Origin of the sequence: Alteraurantiacibacter aestuarii, from assembly GCF_009827405.1 — a bacterium.
GTDB lineage: Bacteria > Pseudomonadota > Alphaproteobacteria > Sphingomonadales > Sphingomonadaceae > Alteraurantiacibacter > Alteraurantiacibacter aestuarii.
Genome location: NZ_WTYY01000005.1, coordinates 58106 through 72570 on the forward strand (window position 1 = coordinate 58106; position 14465 = coordinate 72570).

The 14465-nt window shown below is 62.5% G+C and carries 15 protein-coding genes; 9 read left to right on the top strand and 6 right to left on the bottom strand.

The genetic code is table 11. From position 1 onward, the window contains the following. Positions 1–11: 11 nt before the first annotated feature. Positions 12–506, bottom strand: coding sequence for a GNAT family N-acetyltransferase (locus GRI32_RS10125; protein WP_160592067.1), 495 nt, complete (start codon positions 504–506; stop codon positions 12–14). Positions 507–508: 2 nt separating this feature from the next. After that, a complete protein-coding gene (locus GRI32_RS10130) occupies positions 509–2005 on the bottom strand; it encodes a YifB family Mg chelatase-like AAA ATPase (RefSeq protein WP_160591886.1) in 1497 nt (498 codons plus the stop codon). A 127-nt stretch (positions 2006–2132) separates the two neighbouring features. Between GRI32_RS10130 and GRI32_RS10135 the strand changes: the two genes are divergently transcribed. The 6 genes from GRI32_RS10135 (at position 2133) to yihA (ending at position 6484) form a co-directional block, all read left to right on the top strand. Then, a complete protein-coding gene (locus tag GRI32_RS10135; protein ID WP_160591888.1) occupies positions 2133–2906 on the top strand; it encodes an alpha/beta hydrolase in 774 nt (257 codons plus the stop codon). A 67-nt stretch (positions 2907–2973) separates the two neighbouring features. Then, positions 2974–3108 (top strand): 50S ribosomal protein L34, encoded by a 135-nt coding sequence (gene rpmH, locus GRI32_RS10140; RefSeq protein WP_160591890.1) that lies wholly within the window; start codon positions 2974–2976, stop codon positions 3106–3108. 345 nt (positions 3109–3453) lie between these two features. Next, the gene (gene rnpA / locus GRI32_RS10145) at positions 3454–3834 is read left to right on the top strand and encodes a ribonuclease P protein component (RefSeq protein ID WP_337190198.1); all 381 of its coding nucleotides are present in this window, start codon (positions 3454–3456) and stop codon (positions 3832–3834) included. Further along, entirely contained in the window at positions 3831–4040 is a 210-nt protein-coding gene (yidD, locus tag GRI32_RS10150; RefSeq protein WP_160591892.1) for a membrane protein insertion efficiency factor YidD, read from the top strand. Before rnpA ends, yidD begins: the two co-directional genes overlap by 4 nt. Before the next feature lie 36 nt (positions 4041–4076). Then, complete coding sequence (gene yidC / locus GRI32_RS10155; protein ID WP_160591894.1) at positions 4077–5846, top strand: membrane protein insertase YidC; 1770 nt, start codon at positions 4077–4079, stop codon at positions 5844–5846. Then, complete coding sequence (gene yihA, locus GRI32_RS10160; RefSeq protein ID WP_160591896.1) at positions 5843–6484, top strand: ribosome biogenesis GTP-binding protein YihA/YsxC; 642 nt, start codon at positions 5843–5845, stop codon at positions 6482–6484. The genes yidC and yihA overlap by 4 nt, the downstream gene beginning before the upstream one ends. Positions 6485–6812: 328 nt before the next feature. Here the strand turns inward: yihA and GRI32_RS10165 are convergent, their stop codons facing one another. After that, positions 6813–9101: an EAL domain-containing protein gene (locus tag GRI32_RS10165; RefSeq protein WP_237437510.1), complete on the bottom strand. Its 2289-nt coding sequence runs from the start codon at positions 9099–9101 to the stop codon at positions 6813–6815. A gap of 246 nt (positions 9102–9347) precedes the next feature. Here GRI32_RS10165 and GRI32_RS10170 point away from each other — a divergent pair, with 246 nt between their 5' ends. The 3 genes from GRI32_RS10170 to GRI32_RS10180 all read left to right on the top strand — a co-directional run bounded on the left by GRI32_RS10170 (position 9348) and on the right by GRI32_RS10180 (position 12622). Further along, entirely contained in the window at positions 9348–10013 is a 666-nt protein-coding gene (locus GRI32_RS10170; protein WP_160591900.1) for a glutathione S-transferase family protein, read from the top strand. A 144-nt stretch (positions 10014–10157) separates the two neighbouring features. Beyond that, entirely contained in the window at positions 10158–11306 is a 1149-nt protein-coding gene (gene dapE, locus GRI32_RS10175) for a succinyl-diaminopimelate desuccinylase (protein WP_160591902.1), read from the top strand. 2 nt (positions 11307–11308) lie between these two features. Next, the gene (locus GRI32_RS10180) at positions 11309–12622 is read left to right on the top strand and encodes a dicarboxylate/amino acid:cation symporter (RefSeq protein WP_160591904.1); all 1314 of its coding nucleotides are present in this window, start codon (positions 11309–11311) and stop codon (positions 12620–12622) included. Here the strand turns inward: GRI32_RS10180 and GRI32_RS10185 are convergent. The 3 genes from GRI32_RS10185 to dapB are packed head-to-tail and all read right to left on the bottom strand — an operon-like array spanning position 12619 to position 14436. Next, complete coding sequence (locus tag GRI32_RS10185; protein ID WP_160591906.1) at positions 12619–13014, bottom strand: DUF6491 family protein; 396 nt, start codon at positions 13012–13014, stop codon at positions 12619–12621. The genes GRI32_RS10180 and GRI32_RS10185 overlap by 4 nt on opposite strands. A 35-nt stretch (positions 13015–13049) precedes the next feature. Further along, entirely contained in the window at positions 13050–13697 is a 648-nt protein-coding gene (gene nth / locus GRI32_RS10190) for an endonuclease III (protein WP_160591908.1), read from the bottom strand. A 10-nt stretch (positions 13698–13707) separates the two neighbouring features. Continuing rightward, positions 13708–14436 (bottom strand): 4-hydroxy-tetrahydrodipicolinate reductase, encoded by a 729-nt coding sequence (gene dapB / locus GRI32_RS10195; protein WP_160592071.1) that lies wholly within the window; start codon positions 14434–14436, stop codon positions 13708–13710. Positions 14437–14465: the final 29 nt, after the last annotated feature.

Sequence of the window (14465 nt, forward strand, 5' to 3'; positions counted from 1 at the left end):
GACCCCGCGCCTTACAGCAGGCGGTACATCACCAGCGCATCGACCAGGCCTTCGCCCGGATGGCGGAACGCCCCGGTCAACCGCCCGACTTCCTCCATACCCACAGAGCGCCACAGCTTGAGCGCGGCAGTATTGGTGGCGATCACCAGATTGAACTGCATGGCGTGGAAGCCCGCAGCCCTGGCCCTTGTGAAGGAATCCAGCGCCATCGCCCGCGCCACTCCGCGCCCACGCGCATCAGGGTGGACCATGTACCCCGCATTGGCGACATGCGCCGCAGGGCCGGTGGAATTGGGCTTGAGGTAATAGCTGCCGACGACCTCGCCGCCCAGTTCGGCCACGAACACCTGTTTGTCCGGTGCAAACCAATAGGCGAAGGCGTCTTCCCGGCTGGCCGCAGGATCGACAGGGTAGGTGGTGCCTTCGCGAATCACGGGCTCGAGAATGGACCACAGCGCGTCCTCGTCACCGGGCTGAAAGGCACGAATCTCAATATCCGGCCCCATGCTCACGCCCTCGGCGCCTGCCGACGGTAGCTGAGCGCTTCGGCCACATGGATGCGGGTCACGCCTTTGCTGCCCGCCAGATCCGCAATCGTGCGGGCCACGCGCAATATGCGGGTGTAGCTGCGGGCGGACAGGCGCATGGCATCAGCCGCCTGCATCAGCAGCTTTCGGCCAGCCTCGTCGGGCGTGGCGTATTGCTCCAGCTTGTCCCCGTCCAGCTCGGCATTGGAGCGGATGCCGCGTGCGGTCTGATGGGTGCGGGCCTGTGCCACGCGGGCGGCAACCTGCGCGCTGCCTTCGGCGGCAGGCGGAAGCGAAAGATCGGCGGCGCTCACCGCATTGACCTCCACATGCAGATCTATCCGGTCGAGCATCGGGCCGGAAACCTTGGACTGGTAATCGGCGGCGCAGCGCGGCGCGCGTGAGCAGGCGAGTGCGGCATCGCCCAGGTGGCCGCAGCGGCACGGGTTCATCGCCGCCACCAGTTGCACCCGAGCGGGGAAGGAAACATGCGCGTTGGCGCGAGCCACATCGACCTTGCCCGTCTCCAGCGGCTGGCGCAGCGAATCGAGCACGGTGCGCTGGAATTCGGGCAGTTCATCCAGGAACAGCACCCCCAGATGGGCGAGCGAGACCTCACCCGGCTTAACCTTCAGGCCGCCGCCCACCAGCGCCGCCATGCTGGCCGAATGATGCGGCGCGCGGAAGGGACGGTTGCGGCTGATGCGCCCGCCTTCCAGCGTGCCGGCGACGCTGGCGACCATGCTGGTCTCCAGCGCCTCCGCCGATGTCAGCTGCGGCAATATGCCCGGCAGGCAGGATGCGAGCAGGCTCTTGCCCGCCCCGGGCGGCCCGATCATCAAAAGGTTGTGACCACCTGCCGCTGCAATCTCCAGCGCGCGCTTGGCGGTTTCCTGTCCTTTGACGCTTTTGAGGTCCGGGCCATGATCGGGCTCGGCCACTTCTCCCGGCTCGGGATCGGGCAGGCGGCTGGTGCCTTTGAGGTGGTTGAGCAGGCTGACCAGATCGGGCGCGGCGCACAAGGGCACATCGCTGGCCCAGCGTGCCTCGGTGCCCTGCGCGGCGGGGCAGATCAGGCCCATCTCCTCCTCACTGGCGTGGATCGCGGCCAGCAGCACGCCGGGAGATGCGACGATCCGGCCATCCAGCGCCAGCTCCCCCACGGCGATGAAATCGGCCAGCTGCTCGGCATCGGTCACGCCCATGGCCGCCAGCAGCGCCAGCGCGATGGGCAGATCGTAATGGCTGCCTTCCTTGGGCAGGTCTGCGGGGGAAAGGTTGATGGTGATGCGCTTTGGCGGCAGCGCCAGACCCATGGCGGCCAGCGCGCTTTGCACCCGCTCCCGGCTTTCACCCACCGCCTTGTCCGGCAGGCCGACAATCGCGAAGCGCGGCATGCCCGGCGCAACCTGGCACTGCACCTCCACACTGCGCGCTTCCAGCCCGAGATAGGCGACCGTCGATACCAAGGCTACCAAGTGCAACTCTCCCTTTGAATTGAAAGTGATAGCGGGCCGTGTGCCGGTGTCGAGATGCACATGGTAAATTGATCGGAAACCGAACTTCTTCAGCATTGGGTAGGGCGCACGGGGCACTGATGATGCCATGCGCATTCTCGTTACCATTCTTGTCTCGCTGTCAGCCCTGCTTGCGCTGCCTGCGGCGGCGCAGACCTACGTCTATGAAGAGGTGGTGGAGCAGTGGGTGGAGACCGGCGCATCGCGCTTTGTCTCCCCGCAGCTGGCCCATGCTGAACAAAATGCAATCGCCGCCTATGGCCCGTTCCGCGTGCTGGACAATGGCCGCGCGGCGCTGGTGGGGGTGACCGATTCCTACTCTCCGGCGGAATTTGACCGCATGCTGGCCGATTACCCCGGGATCGACACGCTGGAATTCATCGAGTGCCCCGGCACGCATGATGACCGGGCAAATTTGAGGTTGGGCCGGATGATTCGCGCCCGCGGCATCGCTGCGGTGGCACCTGAAGGTGGCTCGGTCCGTTCCGGCGCGGTGGAACTGTTCCTGGCAGGCTCCACCCGCCGGATCGCCGATGGCGCGGAATTTGCCGTCCATGCGTGGCTGGATGAATATGGGCAGGGCGCGTGGGATTATGCCCCCGGCTCACCCGAGCACCTCAAGTATCTTTCCTATTATCGCGAAATGGGCATGGACGCCCAAGAGGCGGCGCGCTTCTATGCCATGACCAATTCGGTGCCTTTCGAATCGGCCATGTGGATGAGCGGCGCGGAGATGCGCGGCTGGATCGAAACAGACCGCACCACAGACCGCGTGTCAGGCCGCGTTGAAGAGCGCAGGGCAGATAGCGCAGCCGAACTTCCGCGACTGGCATATCTTGACTTGGCCGGCGCACTCAACTAACTGCGCGCCCATATGAAGGCCGCCCTTGCGGGTGGCCGTTTCTTTTTGATATTCGAGGACGTCACCCATGAAGCGCACTTTTCAGCCGAGCAATCTCGTGCGTGCTCGCCGCCACGGTTTCTTCGCCCGCAAGGCAACTGTGGGTGGCCGCAAGGTAATCCGCGCCCGCCGCGCCCGCGGCCGCAAGAAGCTGAGCGCCTGATTACTTGAGCCTCAGACGCCGGCGGGGCCATCCGGCCCCTTAGGCTTTCCTCGCGCCTTCGGCGCTGCGGGCGGCCAGTCGGCCTTTGGCTGCCGCGACCAGGAACCGGGCTCTACATTCATGGCTAGGTGACGGTCGGCGACCAGCCGACCGCAAGGGCAAATGCCCGCCCGCAGGTGCCCCGCACCCCGGACTTGATCCGGGGGGAGGGATCAGCACCGAGGACGCGCGCGCGGATGCGCGTGCGAAAGACAAACGATCCCGCCGGCGCTTGAGGCTAAAACAAGCAGGCGCGCGCAAAACAAAAGATTCGGCACTGCCCGAATCAGTTCCTATCTTGCACCAGTGACAATATCCGTTCTCACCAAGCGCGCCGATTTTCTGGCGGCGAACCGGGGCCTGCGTGTGGCGCGGCCCGGTTTTGTGCTGCTCACCCGGCCCAATCAGGGGCGGGGCAAACGGTTTGGCATCACGGTGACCAAGAAGGTTGGCAATGCCGTGGTCCGCAACCGCATCAAGCGCCGTTTTCGGGAGCTTTTGCGCGATGCCTTGCCGCAGCAGGGCCTGCCCGATCACGATCATGTGCTGATTGGCCGGGCAGGCGGGATCGAGCGGGATTTCCACCTGATGCGCGATGAGCTGACGCAGGCTCTGGAACGCGCCGCCGCGGGCAAGGGTGATCGCCCGCGCAGCCCGCGCGCAAGGTCTGGCAAAGCGCAGCGATGAAGCGCGCGCTGATCCTGGTTGCGCGGTTCTGGCAGATCGGCCCGTCGCGCATTCTGCCGCCGACTTGCCGGTACCAGCCCAGCTGCAGCGAATATGCTATTAATGCGCTGGACAAGCATGGTGCAATCAAGGGTGGATGGCTGGCCCTCAAGCGGCTATTGCGCTGCCACCCTTGGGGGGGACACGGATACGACCCGGTGCCTTGACGGGCATCGCATGGAATAGAACCGCGGGAAAAAATCTTGGACAATCAGCGTAATCTCATCCTCGCCGTCGTGCTGAGCGCAGCCCTGCTTTTCGGCTGGGACTTCGTCATGACGCGGTTCTTCCCGCAGCCGGTGGTGGCCGAACAGTCGCAAACCGCCAGTTCCGGGGCAAGTTCCGGGGTGGATACCGGCATCGATGCCAGCGGTGCGCCCGTTGCGCAGGCCGCAGGGCCGGGTGTGGAAGCCGTGCTGGCCCGCGATCTTGATGCAGAGCTGGCCGCACCGGGCCGCCTGCCGATCAACGCACCCGAAATCGTCGGCTCGATCAATCCGGTCGGCGCGCGGATCGATGACATCGAACTCAAGACCCACCGCCAGACGGTGGACAAGGACAGCGGGCCGATCCGCTGGTTCGCCCCTGCCGGCACCGATGTGCAGCAATTCGCGCAATTCGGCTGGGTGGGTGATGGCATTGCCCTGCCCGATGCCCGTACGCAGTGGAGCGGCACCGGCGAGCTGACGCAGGAAACGCCGCTGACGCTGAGCTGGGATAATGGCCAGGGCCAGACCTTCATCCTGACCTTCTCCATCGATGAGCATTACATGCTGACCGTGGAGCAGAGTGTGCGCAATGACAGCGATGGCTCGATTGCGCTGCGTCCCTATGCCTTCGTCAACCGCACCAGCCTGACCGCCAGCCACAGCACGTGGAATGTTCATTCTGGCCCAATCGCGGCGATTGACAACGAAGTCGATTTTGACTGGAATTATGACGAGGTGGCCGAGGAAGGCCCCGTCAACATGCCCGGCCGCACAGAGTGGGTCGGCTTTACCGATATCTACTGGATGTCCGCGCTGATTGCGGATGACGATTTTGCCGCCACCAGCGCGTTTCGATCCACCGGCAATGATACCTATCGTGCCGACCTGCTGTATGAGACCGTCTCCGTGCCTGCTGGCGCAACGATGACGCGCAGCACGCGGCTGTTCGCGGGCGCCAAGGAAAGCGCTGTGCTGGACGCCTATGAGGATCAGGGCGTGGAGAAGTTCGGCCTCGCCATCGACTGGGGCTGGTTCCGCTTCATCGCCTGGCCGATGTGGCAGGTGCTGATCTTCCTGTTCGGCCTGGTGGGCAATTTTGGCGTGGCGATCATCTGCCTGACCATCATCATTCGCGGCCTGATGTTCCCCATCGCGCAAAAGCAGTTTGCCTCCATGGCGCAGATGCGCGCGGTGCAGCCCAAGATGAAGGCGCTGCAGGAACGCTACAAGGATGACAAGCCGCAGCTGCAGCAGGAAATGGCCAAGCTGTACAAGGAAGAAAAGGTCAATCCGCTGGCCGGCTGCCTGCCGATCTTCATCCAGATCCCGATCTTCTTCGCGCTGTACAAGTCGCTGTTGCTGGCCATCGAGATGCGCCATGAGCCGTTCGTGCTGTGGATCAAGGATCTGTCCGCACCCGATCCGGCAACCATCCTCAACCTGTTCGGCCTGCTCGATTTCACCCCGCCCGGCTTCCTGTCGATTGGCGTGCTGGCGGTGCTGCTGGGCCTGACCATGTGGCTGCAGTTCAAGCTGAACCCGGCGGCGATGGACCCGATGCAGCAGCAGATCTTCATGATCATGCCGTGGGTGCTGATGTTCGTCATGGCGCCGTTTGCCGCAGGCCTGCTGCTGTACTGGATCACCTCCAACCTGCTCACGCTGGGGCAGCAGAAATATCTCTATTCGCGCCACCCGCAATTGCGCGCGCAGGCAGAGAAGGACGCCGCCGAAAAGGCGCGCAACGCAGAGCGCAAGGGGTGACGGACGACGAACAGGATCTGGCGGAAGAGGCGCGCAAGCTGTTTTCAGGCCGCGTCGAATTCCTGCTGTCGGCACCGCAGCTGAAGTTCATCCCGGGGGCGGATTTCCCCGAGGTGGCCTTTTGCGGGCGCAGTAATGTGGGCAAGAGCTCGCTGCTCAATGCGCTGACCGGGCGCAAGGCGATTGCCCGCACATCGGTTACGCCGGGCCGCACGCAGGAGCTCAACTTCTTCGAAGTGGGGGAGCCCACGCAGTTCCGGCTGGTGGACATGCCCGGCTATGGCTTTGCCAAGGCACCGGTGAAAGTGGTCGAGAAATGGCGCAGCCTGGTGCGCACCTTCCTGCGCGGGCGGGTGGTGCTCAAACGCACGCTGGTGCTGATCGATGCGCGCCATGGCATCAAGCCGGTCGACGAAGAGATGATGAAGATGCTCGACGAGGCAGCGGTCGGCTATCGGCTGGTGCTGACCAAGGCGGACAAGATCAAGGCATCGGAGCTGGAGGCAACGGCGGACAAGGTCCGGGCCGAAGCGCGCAAGCACCCCGCGGCCCATCCGCACCTGCACATCACCAGTTCCGAAAAAGGAATGGGCATCGCCGAATTGCGCGCTGCCGTTCTCGCCGACCTGAGGACCTGACGCCTGAGGACCTGACGCCTGAGGACCTGACGCCTGAGCGCCGCACCTGTCGGTCGCCCAGCTTGCCAGTATTCCAGCGATCCACTCAGTGACGAGATGACCTCGGGAAGAGGCATGATTCCCTAGGGAAGCTGGCGTCCGCGAAACGCGTAATCGGCTGCGGACAGCAGACGAAAAAAAGGGCACCCGAAAGCACCCTTTTCTATCTGAATTTTTTGAGGATTAGCCCCGGCGACCGCCGAAAAGCCAATCATAAATGCTGCCACCCATGGTTAGTCTCCTTGCTTGGACACCTTCCATATGGGTTAACCATTTATATTTGTAAAGTTTAAACCATTTTTCTTAATTCTTCTGGAATACTAAACCTCTGAAATTTAAGGATTTCATCGAATGAAATGGGTCTCGAAATTGCGAAACCCTGAGCCACAAGACACCCCGAATCGCGCAATAAGGTTAACGTTGATCCGTCTTCCACCCCTTCCGCTACCACTATGATTCGCAATTCTTTTCCGAGTCGCAGCACGTGGCGAACGATGCCCGCGGCCTTGGCATCGGTATTCATGGCCGACGTGAACATGCGGTCGATCTTCAGTTCGGAAAATGGCAGGCGCTGCAGCGCTTCAAGGCTGGCCGCACCGACGCCGAAATCATCCATCGATATCTTCGGACCAAGCGCTGCCAGCTCGCTCAGCACATCGTGTGCCGCTTCGAAATTGGATATGCGATAGGTCTCGGTAATCTCCAGCGTCAGGCGAAGCGGATCGAAGCCGGTCTCATCCAGCACTTCGCGCACCATCCGCACAATATCGCGTTCATGGACCAGCGTGGCCGAGATGTTGACAGCGATCGGCAGCTTGAGGCCGCGGTCCTCGAATGCATTGCCGGCCAGGCAGGCCTCTTCCAGCACGTGGCGGGTGAGGTGGGTCATGCGGCCGGCATTCTCGCACTGGCGGATGAAGTGATCGGGCGGGATCAGGCCCTTCACCGGATCGCGCCAGCGCACCAGAGCCTCCACGCCCACCAGTTCCCCTGACTGGACGAGGATCTTGGGCTGATAGATCAGATATATCTCGCCGTTGGAAAGCGCGGAATCGATGCGGGCCTGCAGGGAAATGTTCCAGATCAGGTCTTCATCGCTGGCCAGTTCGGCGATCTCTATCGGTTCATATGTCTCTGTCGTGCGCTCTGCGGCGGAAACGGCGGCAGCCACGCGGCGCGTGACATTGGGGCTGGGGGTGATGTCCACGCCAAAGGTGATGCCAACGTCCACCTGGTTTTCGCCCACCAGCAATGGAGACGAGAACAGGGCTCTGAGGCCCTCGAGGTGTTCACGAATAAGTGCCGGTTCCTTCTCGGGGAAGGTCCATGCGATCAGGTGACCCTGCCCGAGATAGATGGTGGCTTCTTTCTTTGCCGCCTTCAGCCGTCCGACTATACGCAGCAGATATTCCGCATGCAGGTCTGCCGGCAGCGTCTTGCGCACTTCCTCGAACCGGTGGATCTTCGCAACGATGATGGTCGGAACCGTCTCTGCCGTTGCCTTGTCCGCTTCCAGCGCGGCAAAGGTGGGCAGGTTGGTGTCAGGATCGACCATGCGGAAGCTGCTCTTCCACTTGGTGCGGGCGCGGAACAGTCCGAAGATCAGCAATTGGGCGATGGCCGCTGCAATGCTGATTTTCGCGCCCATCTGCGCCGCAACGAAGGCGCTGGCCAGCAGGCCAATGAACATGGCCGCATAATAGGAATGGCGCAGGCGCGAATTTTGCGTCTGGCTGAGAATACACAGCACCAGAAAGGCAAACAGCAGTACAAGATAACCGCTAATTACCTTGGTAAGGCCAGCCATCAGCGTTTCGGCCGCATAGATGCTGACCAGTGAGTTGGGCACGCCCATGTGACCGGGAATATTGGCGCTGTTGGTCTGGCTCCGGTTCGATACACCCAGCACCACCAGCTTGCCTGCTACGTCCGCGGCAATGCCATCGCGCTGGCCCAGAGGAGCCTTTTCAAGCTGCAGATCCTGGTATCGGTATGACGGGATGGAGGCCAGATCGAAGCTGTAGTTGATCGGGAACTGTTCGTGGCTGTTGCTGGTCAGTCCGGCCAGCGATGCCGGCAGGCTGGTGAACTGTTCATCCCTGTGGGTGACAATGAACGGCATCTGCCAGGTAAAGCCGAGGTAGTTTTCCCACCGGTTGGTGGCAACCTGGGCAACATTGCGGGATACGCTGCTGGCCGATCGTTCCAGCCTGTCTTCACCGTTGAGGCCGGTGGCATAATTCTGCACCAGTACGATATTTTCGCCACCTGCACGCATCGCAGCATTCAGCACTTCATCGGCCTTGACCGTGGACGGGCGATTGAAAACCATGTCGATGTAGACGCGGCTGACGCCTTCTTCCCGCAGCCGGTCGAGCGTTTCTGCCAGTTCAACGCGGCGCTGGGGGTAGCCGGGATCGGTCAGGTCCTCATCCGTGCCGACATAGACGATGTCGCCCGACGCCTCGAACGTGGCGAGGCGCGACTGGGCAACCCAGGTTAGCTGGTCGAAGACGTCGAAGACGGTAAGGAACGACAGGACGAGCGCAATGAGGCCGGCCCAGAAGGCGTGCCGCATGCGTTCACTCGCACTGTTTCGTTCCTTGCTTGTCGGCATATGCACGACCCTCGTTCACCATTTTTCCGGCGCATTCGCCGCTGTGGATGGGTTTCCTTAGCAACACGATGGTAAACAAACCCCTGACAACGGCGAGATGAGTGAGCATGCTGAATCAAGGTGCCTAACACCGGCTTCACATCTGTTCAGGCTCGACAGGCTTTGTCTGAATCCCTAGGGCTGCGCCAAGGCAGACAGGGACCCCACATGAAGCTGATCATCGGTAACAAGAATTACTCCAGCTGGTCCTTGCGCGGATGGCTGGCTGCCAAGCAATCGGGCATCTCCTTCGAGGAACTGACGGTTCATATCGATGGCGATGACTGGCAGGCGATGAAGCGCCAGCAGGATGAATTCCAGCCTTCGGCGGGCAAGGTGCCGGTGCTGTGGGATGGCGACGTGGTGGTGTGGGATTCCATGGCGATCATGGAATATCTGGCAGACAAGGTCGGCCGCGACCGCTTCTGGCCCAAGGATGACGCAGCGCGCGGCATGGCCCGTGCCATGGTGGCCGAAATGCACTCCTCCTACTTGCCGCTGCGGCGTCTGTGTCCGATGAATATCCGCCGCTCGATACCCATTGAGCTGACCGATGACGCCAAGGCGGACATCATTCGCATTCTGGGCCTGTGGGCAGAGGCGCGCGCGCGTTTTGGCAAGGGTGGCCCGTTCCTGTTCGGCACATTTGGCGCAGCGGACATCTTCTACGCCCCTATCGTCAGCCGCTTCATCACCTATGGCATTGGCGTGCCCGGCTTTGCCCAGGCCTATATGCAGGCGATCTGGGAGCATGAATGGATGCAGGCGTGGATTGCCGCCGCCGAAGCGGAAGAATGGACGATCTCCGCCTTCGAAGTGCCAGTGGACGCCTGATTTTCTGACGCCTGATCTCAGTGCGACCGTCCGGGCGGATCAACAGGGCGTGCCGTCTGTGGGCGGGACCGCTTCAAGATCAGGCTTGGGCATTTCTTCCTCCCTGTCTGGAAAGCTGCGCGGCTCTGGTATAGCGCATGCGCCATGATCAACTCCAGCAATCCGGCACAGATCGCGCACGCGCTGATCGCCTGTGACAGTGTGACCCCCGCCACCGGCGCGGTGTTTGACCTCATGCAGCAGATGCTGGAGCCGCTCGGCTTCGAAGTCGTCCGCTTCCTGGCAGGCGAGGGACCGGAAGGCAGTGACGAGGCGCCGGTGGAGAACCTGTTCGCCATCCGCCGCGGGCCCACCGGATCGCGCCACTTCGCCTTTGCCGGCCATGTCGATGTGGTGCCGCCCGGCGCGGGCTGGGCCTCCGATGCCTTTGCTCCTGAAATTCGCGGCGGCCTGCTGTACGGGCGCGGCGCGGTGGACATGAAGGGGTCGATCGCCTGCATGCTGGCGGCGCTGGTCGATATTCCCGCAGATGCCGGCACCATCAGCCTGATCATCACCGGGGACGAGGAAGGCCCGGCGCTCAACGGCACGCGCGCGCTGATCGATCTGATGCGTGAGCGCGGAGATATTCCGGACCTGTGCCTGGTGGGCGAACCCACCAGCGTCAACCGGCTGGGCGATACGATGAAGATCGGCCGGCGCGGATCGGTCAACATCCTGCTGGAAGTGGAAGGCGTGCAGGGCCACGTCGCCTATCCGCACCTGGCCCGCAACCCGCTGCCGCCGATGATCGCCATGCTGGCCGAACTGGATGCGCTGGTGCTGGATGAGGGGACCGACTGGTTCCAGCCGAGCAATCTGGAAATAACCGAGATCGATGCCACCAACCGCGCACACAATGTCATTCCGGCGATGGCCAAGGCACGGATTTCCATTCGTTTCAACGATTTGCATACAGGCGCGGAACTGTCCGAGCGTGTGTGCACCATTGCCGGAAAACATGGCGGACGGGCGTTGCCAATCGTTTCAGGAGAGGCTTTCCTGACCCCGCCGGGTGAATTCTCGCAGCTTATCGCCAAGGCGGTAGAGGCCGAGATCGGCATCGTCCCCGAAGCATCCACCAGTGGCGGCACCTCCGATGCGCGCTTCCTGAAGGACCTGTGCCCGGTGATCGAATTTGGCCTTGTCAACGCAACCATGCATAAGACCGATGAAGCAGTGGCGCTGGATGATCTGGACGCGCTGGTGAGGATCTATCGGCGCGTCGTCACAGATGCGCTGAAGGGGGGATAGCGATGACAGCCGAAGCCGAAGATATCGCCCGCGAAGCTGCGCCCATCGGGCATGGCAAACTGCAATTGCGCATCTTGATCGGCTTCATCGCCGGCCTCACAGCGGGCCTGCTGACCTATACATTCGCGCCCGGCGCAGACTGGGTGAACACCGTGGTGACATATGTCACCGGCCCCATCGGACAGGTTTTCCTGCGGCTGCTGTTCATGCTGGTGATCCCGCTGCTGTTCAGCGCTCTGGTGGTGGGCATTGCCGAAATGGGCGAGATTCGCGCGCTCAAGCAGATCGGCATTCGCACGCTGGTCTATACCATCATCGTCTCCAGCATCGCGGTGGCGATCTCCATCGCGCTGGTGAACCTGATCCGTCCGGGAGACGGCGTGGACCCCGCAGCCGCGGCAGACCTGCTGGCACAGGGTGCGGGCGGCGCTGCCAGCATTGTCGAGGCATCGGCCAACAGCGATGCGGGTGTGAACCAGCTGATCAATATCGTGCCCAGCAACATCATCTCGGCCATGTCGAGCAACGATATTCTGGCGGTTATGTTCTTCGCGCTGTTCTTCGGCATCGGCATGCTGCTGGTGCAGACCACGCGCACAGAAGTGCTGAAGGACGCGATAGAGGGTATTTTCGAAGTGGCGATGAAGCTGATCGGCATCGTCATCCAGCTGGCGCCGATTGCCATCTTCTGCTTCATGTTCAACCTGTCCGCGCAGTTCGGCTGGGACCTGCTGTTCAAGCTGGCGGCTTTCGTGGCGGTGGTGCTGCTGGCGCTGGGCCTGCAGATGTTCGGCGTGTTCCCGCTGCTGCTGAAATTCGTGGCCAGGAAAAGCCCCGTCGCCTTCTTCAAGGAAACGCGTGAGGCGAGCCTGATGGCTTTCTCCACCGCCAGTTCCAACGCCACTCTGCCCACCGCGCTGCGGGTGGCCGATACCGAGCTGAAACTGCCGCGCCGGATCGCCCGCTTCGTGCTCACCATCGGCGCCACCGCCAACCAGAACGGCACCGCCATGTTCGAAGGCGTGACGGTGCTGTTCCTGGCGCAGTTCTTCGGCGTGGAGCTGGGGCTGAGCGATCAGATCTTCGTGATGGTGGTGTGCATTCTGGCGGGCATCGGTACGGCGGGCGTGCCCGGCGGATCGCTGCCGGTGATCGCGCTCATATTGGCCGGCGTTGGCGTGCCGCCCGAAGGTATCGGCCTGATCCTGGGCGTGGACCGCTTCCTCGACATGTGCCGCACCACGCTCAACGTGGTGGGTGATCTCGTCGCGGCGCAGGTAATCGCCGCGACGAGTTCGGAAACCGTGGGGACCTAGTTGCCCGCTGCCAGCTCGACCGGCAGGAATGTACCCAGCCCGCAGGTGGTTACGCGCGCACCATCGGGATTGATCACGTCGATCGTATCCTGGCTGCACAGGCGGCCGGTGGTGGCGGTGTAGGCAATGCGCTTTTCGATGCCCAGCGTATGGCACCGCGCGGGCAGCGTGTTGCGATAGCGGGTGTTGTCCAGCATCACGAAATCGATCGTGTAATCGTCATGCACGACGGTGCGATCGATCTGGCTCAGCGTGACGCAGCTTACAGCTTCGCCAACGGCTGTGGCCTGCGGAGCGCGGACTTGCTGTTCGCGGTCCATCTGGGCGGAGCAGGCGGCCAGCGGCAGCAGCACACCAAGCGCCAGGGCAGGTCGGAGGGGGTTTTTGAGCATTATTGTTCTCCCGGTCACTCATTGAATGAAGCGGATCACTTGCGCGGCTGTTCCAGTACCTTGTTCCTGAAACTGCACAGGTCCGCCACATTGCAGCGCCAGCACTCCGGCGTCCGCGCCTTGCATATATACCTTCCGTGCAGAATCAGCCAGTGGTGCGCGTGCAGGCGAAACGGTTGGGGCACGCGTTTTTCCAGCTTGGCTTCCACCGCTTCGGGAGTCTTGCCCTTGGCCAGGCCCGTGCGGTTGCCCACGCGGAAGATATGGGTGTCGACCGCAAAGGTTTCCTGCCCAAACCAGCAATTGAGGACGACGTTGGCGGTCTTGCGGCCCACACCGGGCAGGCGGACAAGGTCTTCAAGCGTGCCGGGCACTTCGCCGCCATATTCGTCCACCAGCAACCGCGACATGGCGATCACGTTCTTCGCCTTGGAATTGAACAGGCCGATGGTCTTGATGTGCTCCTTCAGCCCCTCCTCCCCCAGGTCGAGCATCTGCTGCGGAGTCTTCACCCTGGCAAACAGCTCCCGCGTGGCCTTGTTGACGCCAACATCGGTGGATTGTGCGCTCAGCGCCACGGCCACCACCAGCTGAAAGGCATTGCCATATTCCAGCTCGGTCTCGGGCGCGGGATTTTCCTCGGCCAGACGGCGGAAGAATTCGAAGATCTGGTCCCTGGTCATCTGCTGAGGGTCAAATGCCGAGCACGTCCTGCATGGTATAGCGGCCCGCATCCCTGCCGATCAGCCAGTCGGCACCCCTGATGGCGCCATTGGCGAAGATGGCGCGGTTTTCGGCGCTGTGGGACAGGGTGATGCGCTCCTGATCGCCTGCCAGGATCACCGAATGCTCGCCCGCCACCGTGCCGCCGCGAAGGGCCGCAAAGCCGATTGCGCCGGGCTTGCGCGCGCCGGTGTGGCCGTCCCGCCCGCTTTCTGTGTGGCTGGCGAGGTCTATCCCGCGCGCTGCCGCTGCGGCTTCGCCCAGCAGGATGGCGGTGCCCGATGGCGCATCCACCTTGTTGCGGTGATGCATCTCGACAATTTCGATATCCCAGTCCGTGCCCAGCCGCGCCGCCGCCTCTGCCACCAGATGCGACAGCAGCGTCACGCCCAGCGAGGTATTGCCGGTTTGCAGCACGGCAATCGCGCGCGCGGCATTGTCTATCGCCAGATGATGTTCGCCAGATATGCCGGTGGTGCCGATCAATATCGGAATGCCCGCACCAATCGCCGCGTGGAGGTTGTCCTTCAGCGCGCCGGGCACGGAGAAATCCACCAGCACATCGCTGGCATCGGCCAGGTTGGCCACATCGTCGCCCCTGTCCACGCCGCCGGCACATTCATGTCCGGCCGCCGCAATGGCTTCCAACAGCACATGGCCCATGCGCCCCTCGCTGCCGATGATTCCAATTCTGGCCACGTCTTTCCCCATTTCGTCATGCTGAACTT

Coding starts and splice junctions, on each gene's coding strand:
- rpmH (WP_160591890.1), top strand. CDS start 2,974: ATGAAGCGCACTTTTCAGCCGAGCAATCTCGTGCGTGCTCGCCGCCAC.
- nth (WP_160591908.1), bottom strand. CDS start 13,697: ATGACCAGGGACCAGATCTTCGAATTCTTCCGCCGTCTGGCCGAGGAA.
- yidD (WP_160591892.1), top strand. CDS start 3,831: ATGAAGCGCGCGCTGATCCTGGTTGCGCGGTTCTGGCAGATCGGCCCG.
- GRI32_RS10185 (WP_160591906.1), bottom strand. CDS start 13,014: ATGCTCAAAAACCCCCTCCGACCTGCCCTGGCGCTTGGTGTGCTGCTG.
- GRI32_RS10170 (WP_160591900.1), top strand. CDS start 9,348: ATGAAGCTGATCATCGGTAACAAGAATTACTCCAGCTGGTCCTTGCGC.
- GRI32_RS10125 (WP_160592067.1), bottom strand. CDS start 506: ATGGGGCCGGATATTGAGATTCGTGCCTTTCAGCCCGGTGACGAGGAC.
- GRI32_RS10165 (WP_237437510.1), bottom strand. CDS start 9,101: ATGCGGCACGCCTTCTGGGCCGGCCTCATTGCGCTCGTCCTGTCGTTC.
- dapE (WP_160591902.1), top strand. CDS start 10,158: ATGATCAACTCCAGCAATCCGGCACAGATCGCGCACGCGCTGATCGCC.
- GRI32_RS10135 (WP_160591888.1), top strand. CDS start 2,133: ATGCGCATTCTCGTTACCATTCTTGTCTCGCTGTCAGCCCTGCTTGCG.
- GRI32_RS10180 (WP_160591904.1), top strand. CDS start 11,309: ATGACAGCCGAAGCCGAAGATATCGCCCGCGAAGCTGCGCCCATCGGG.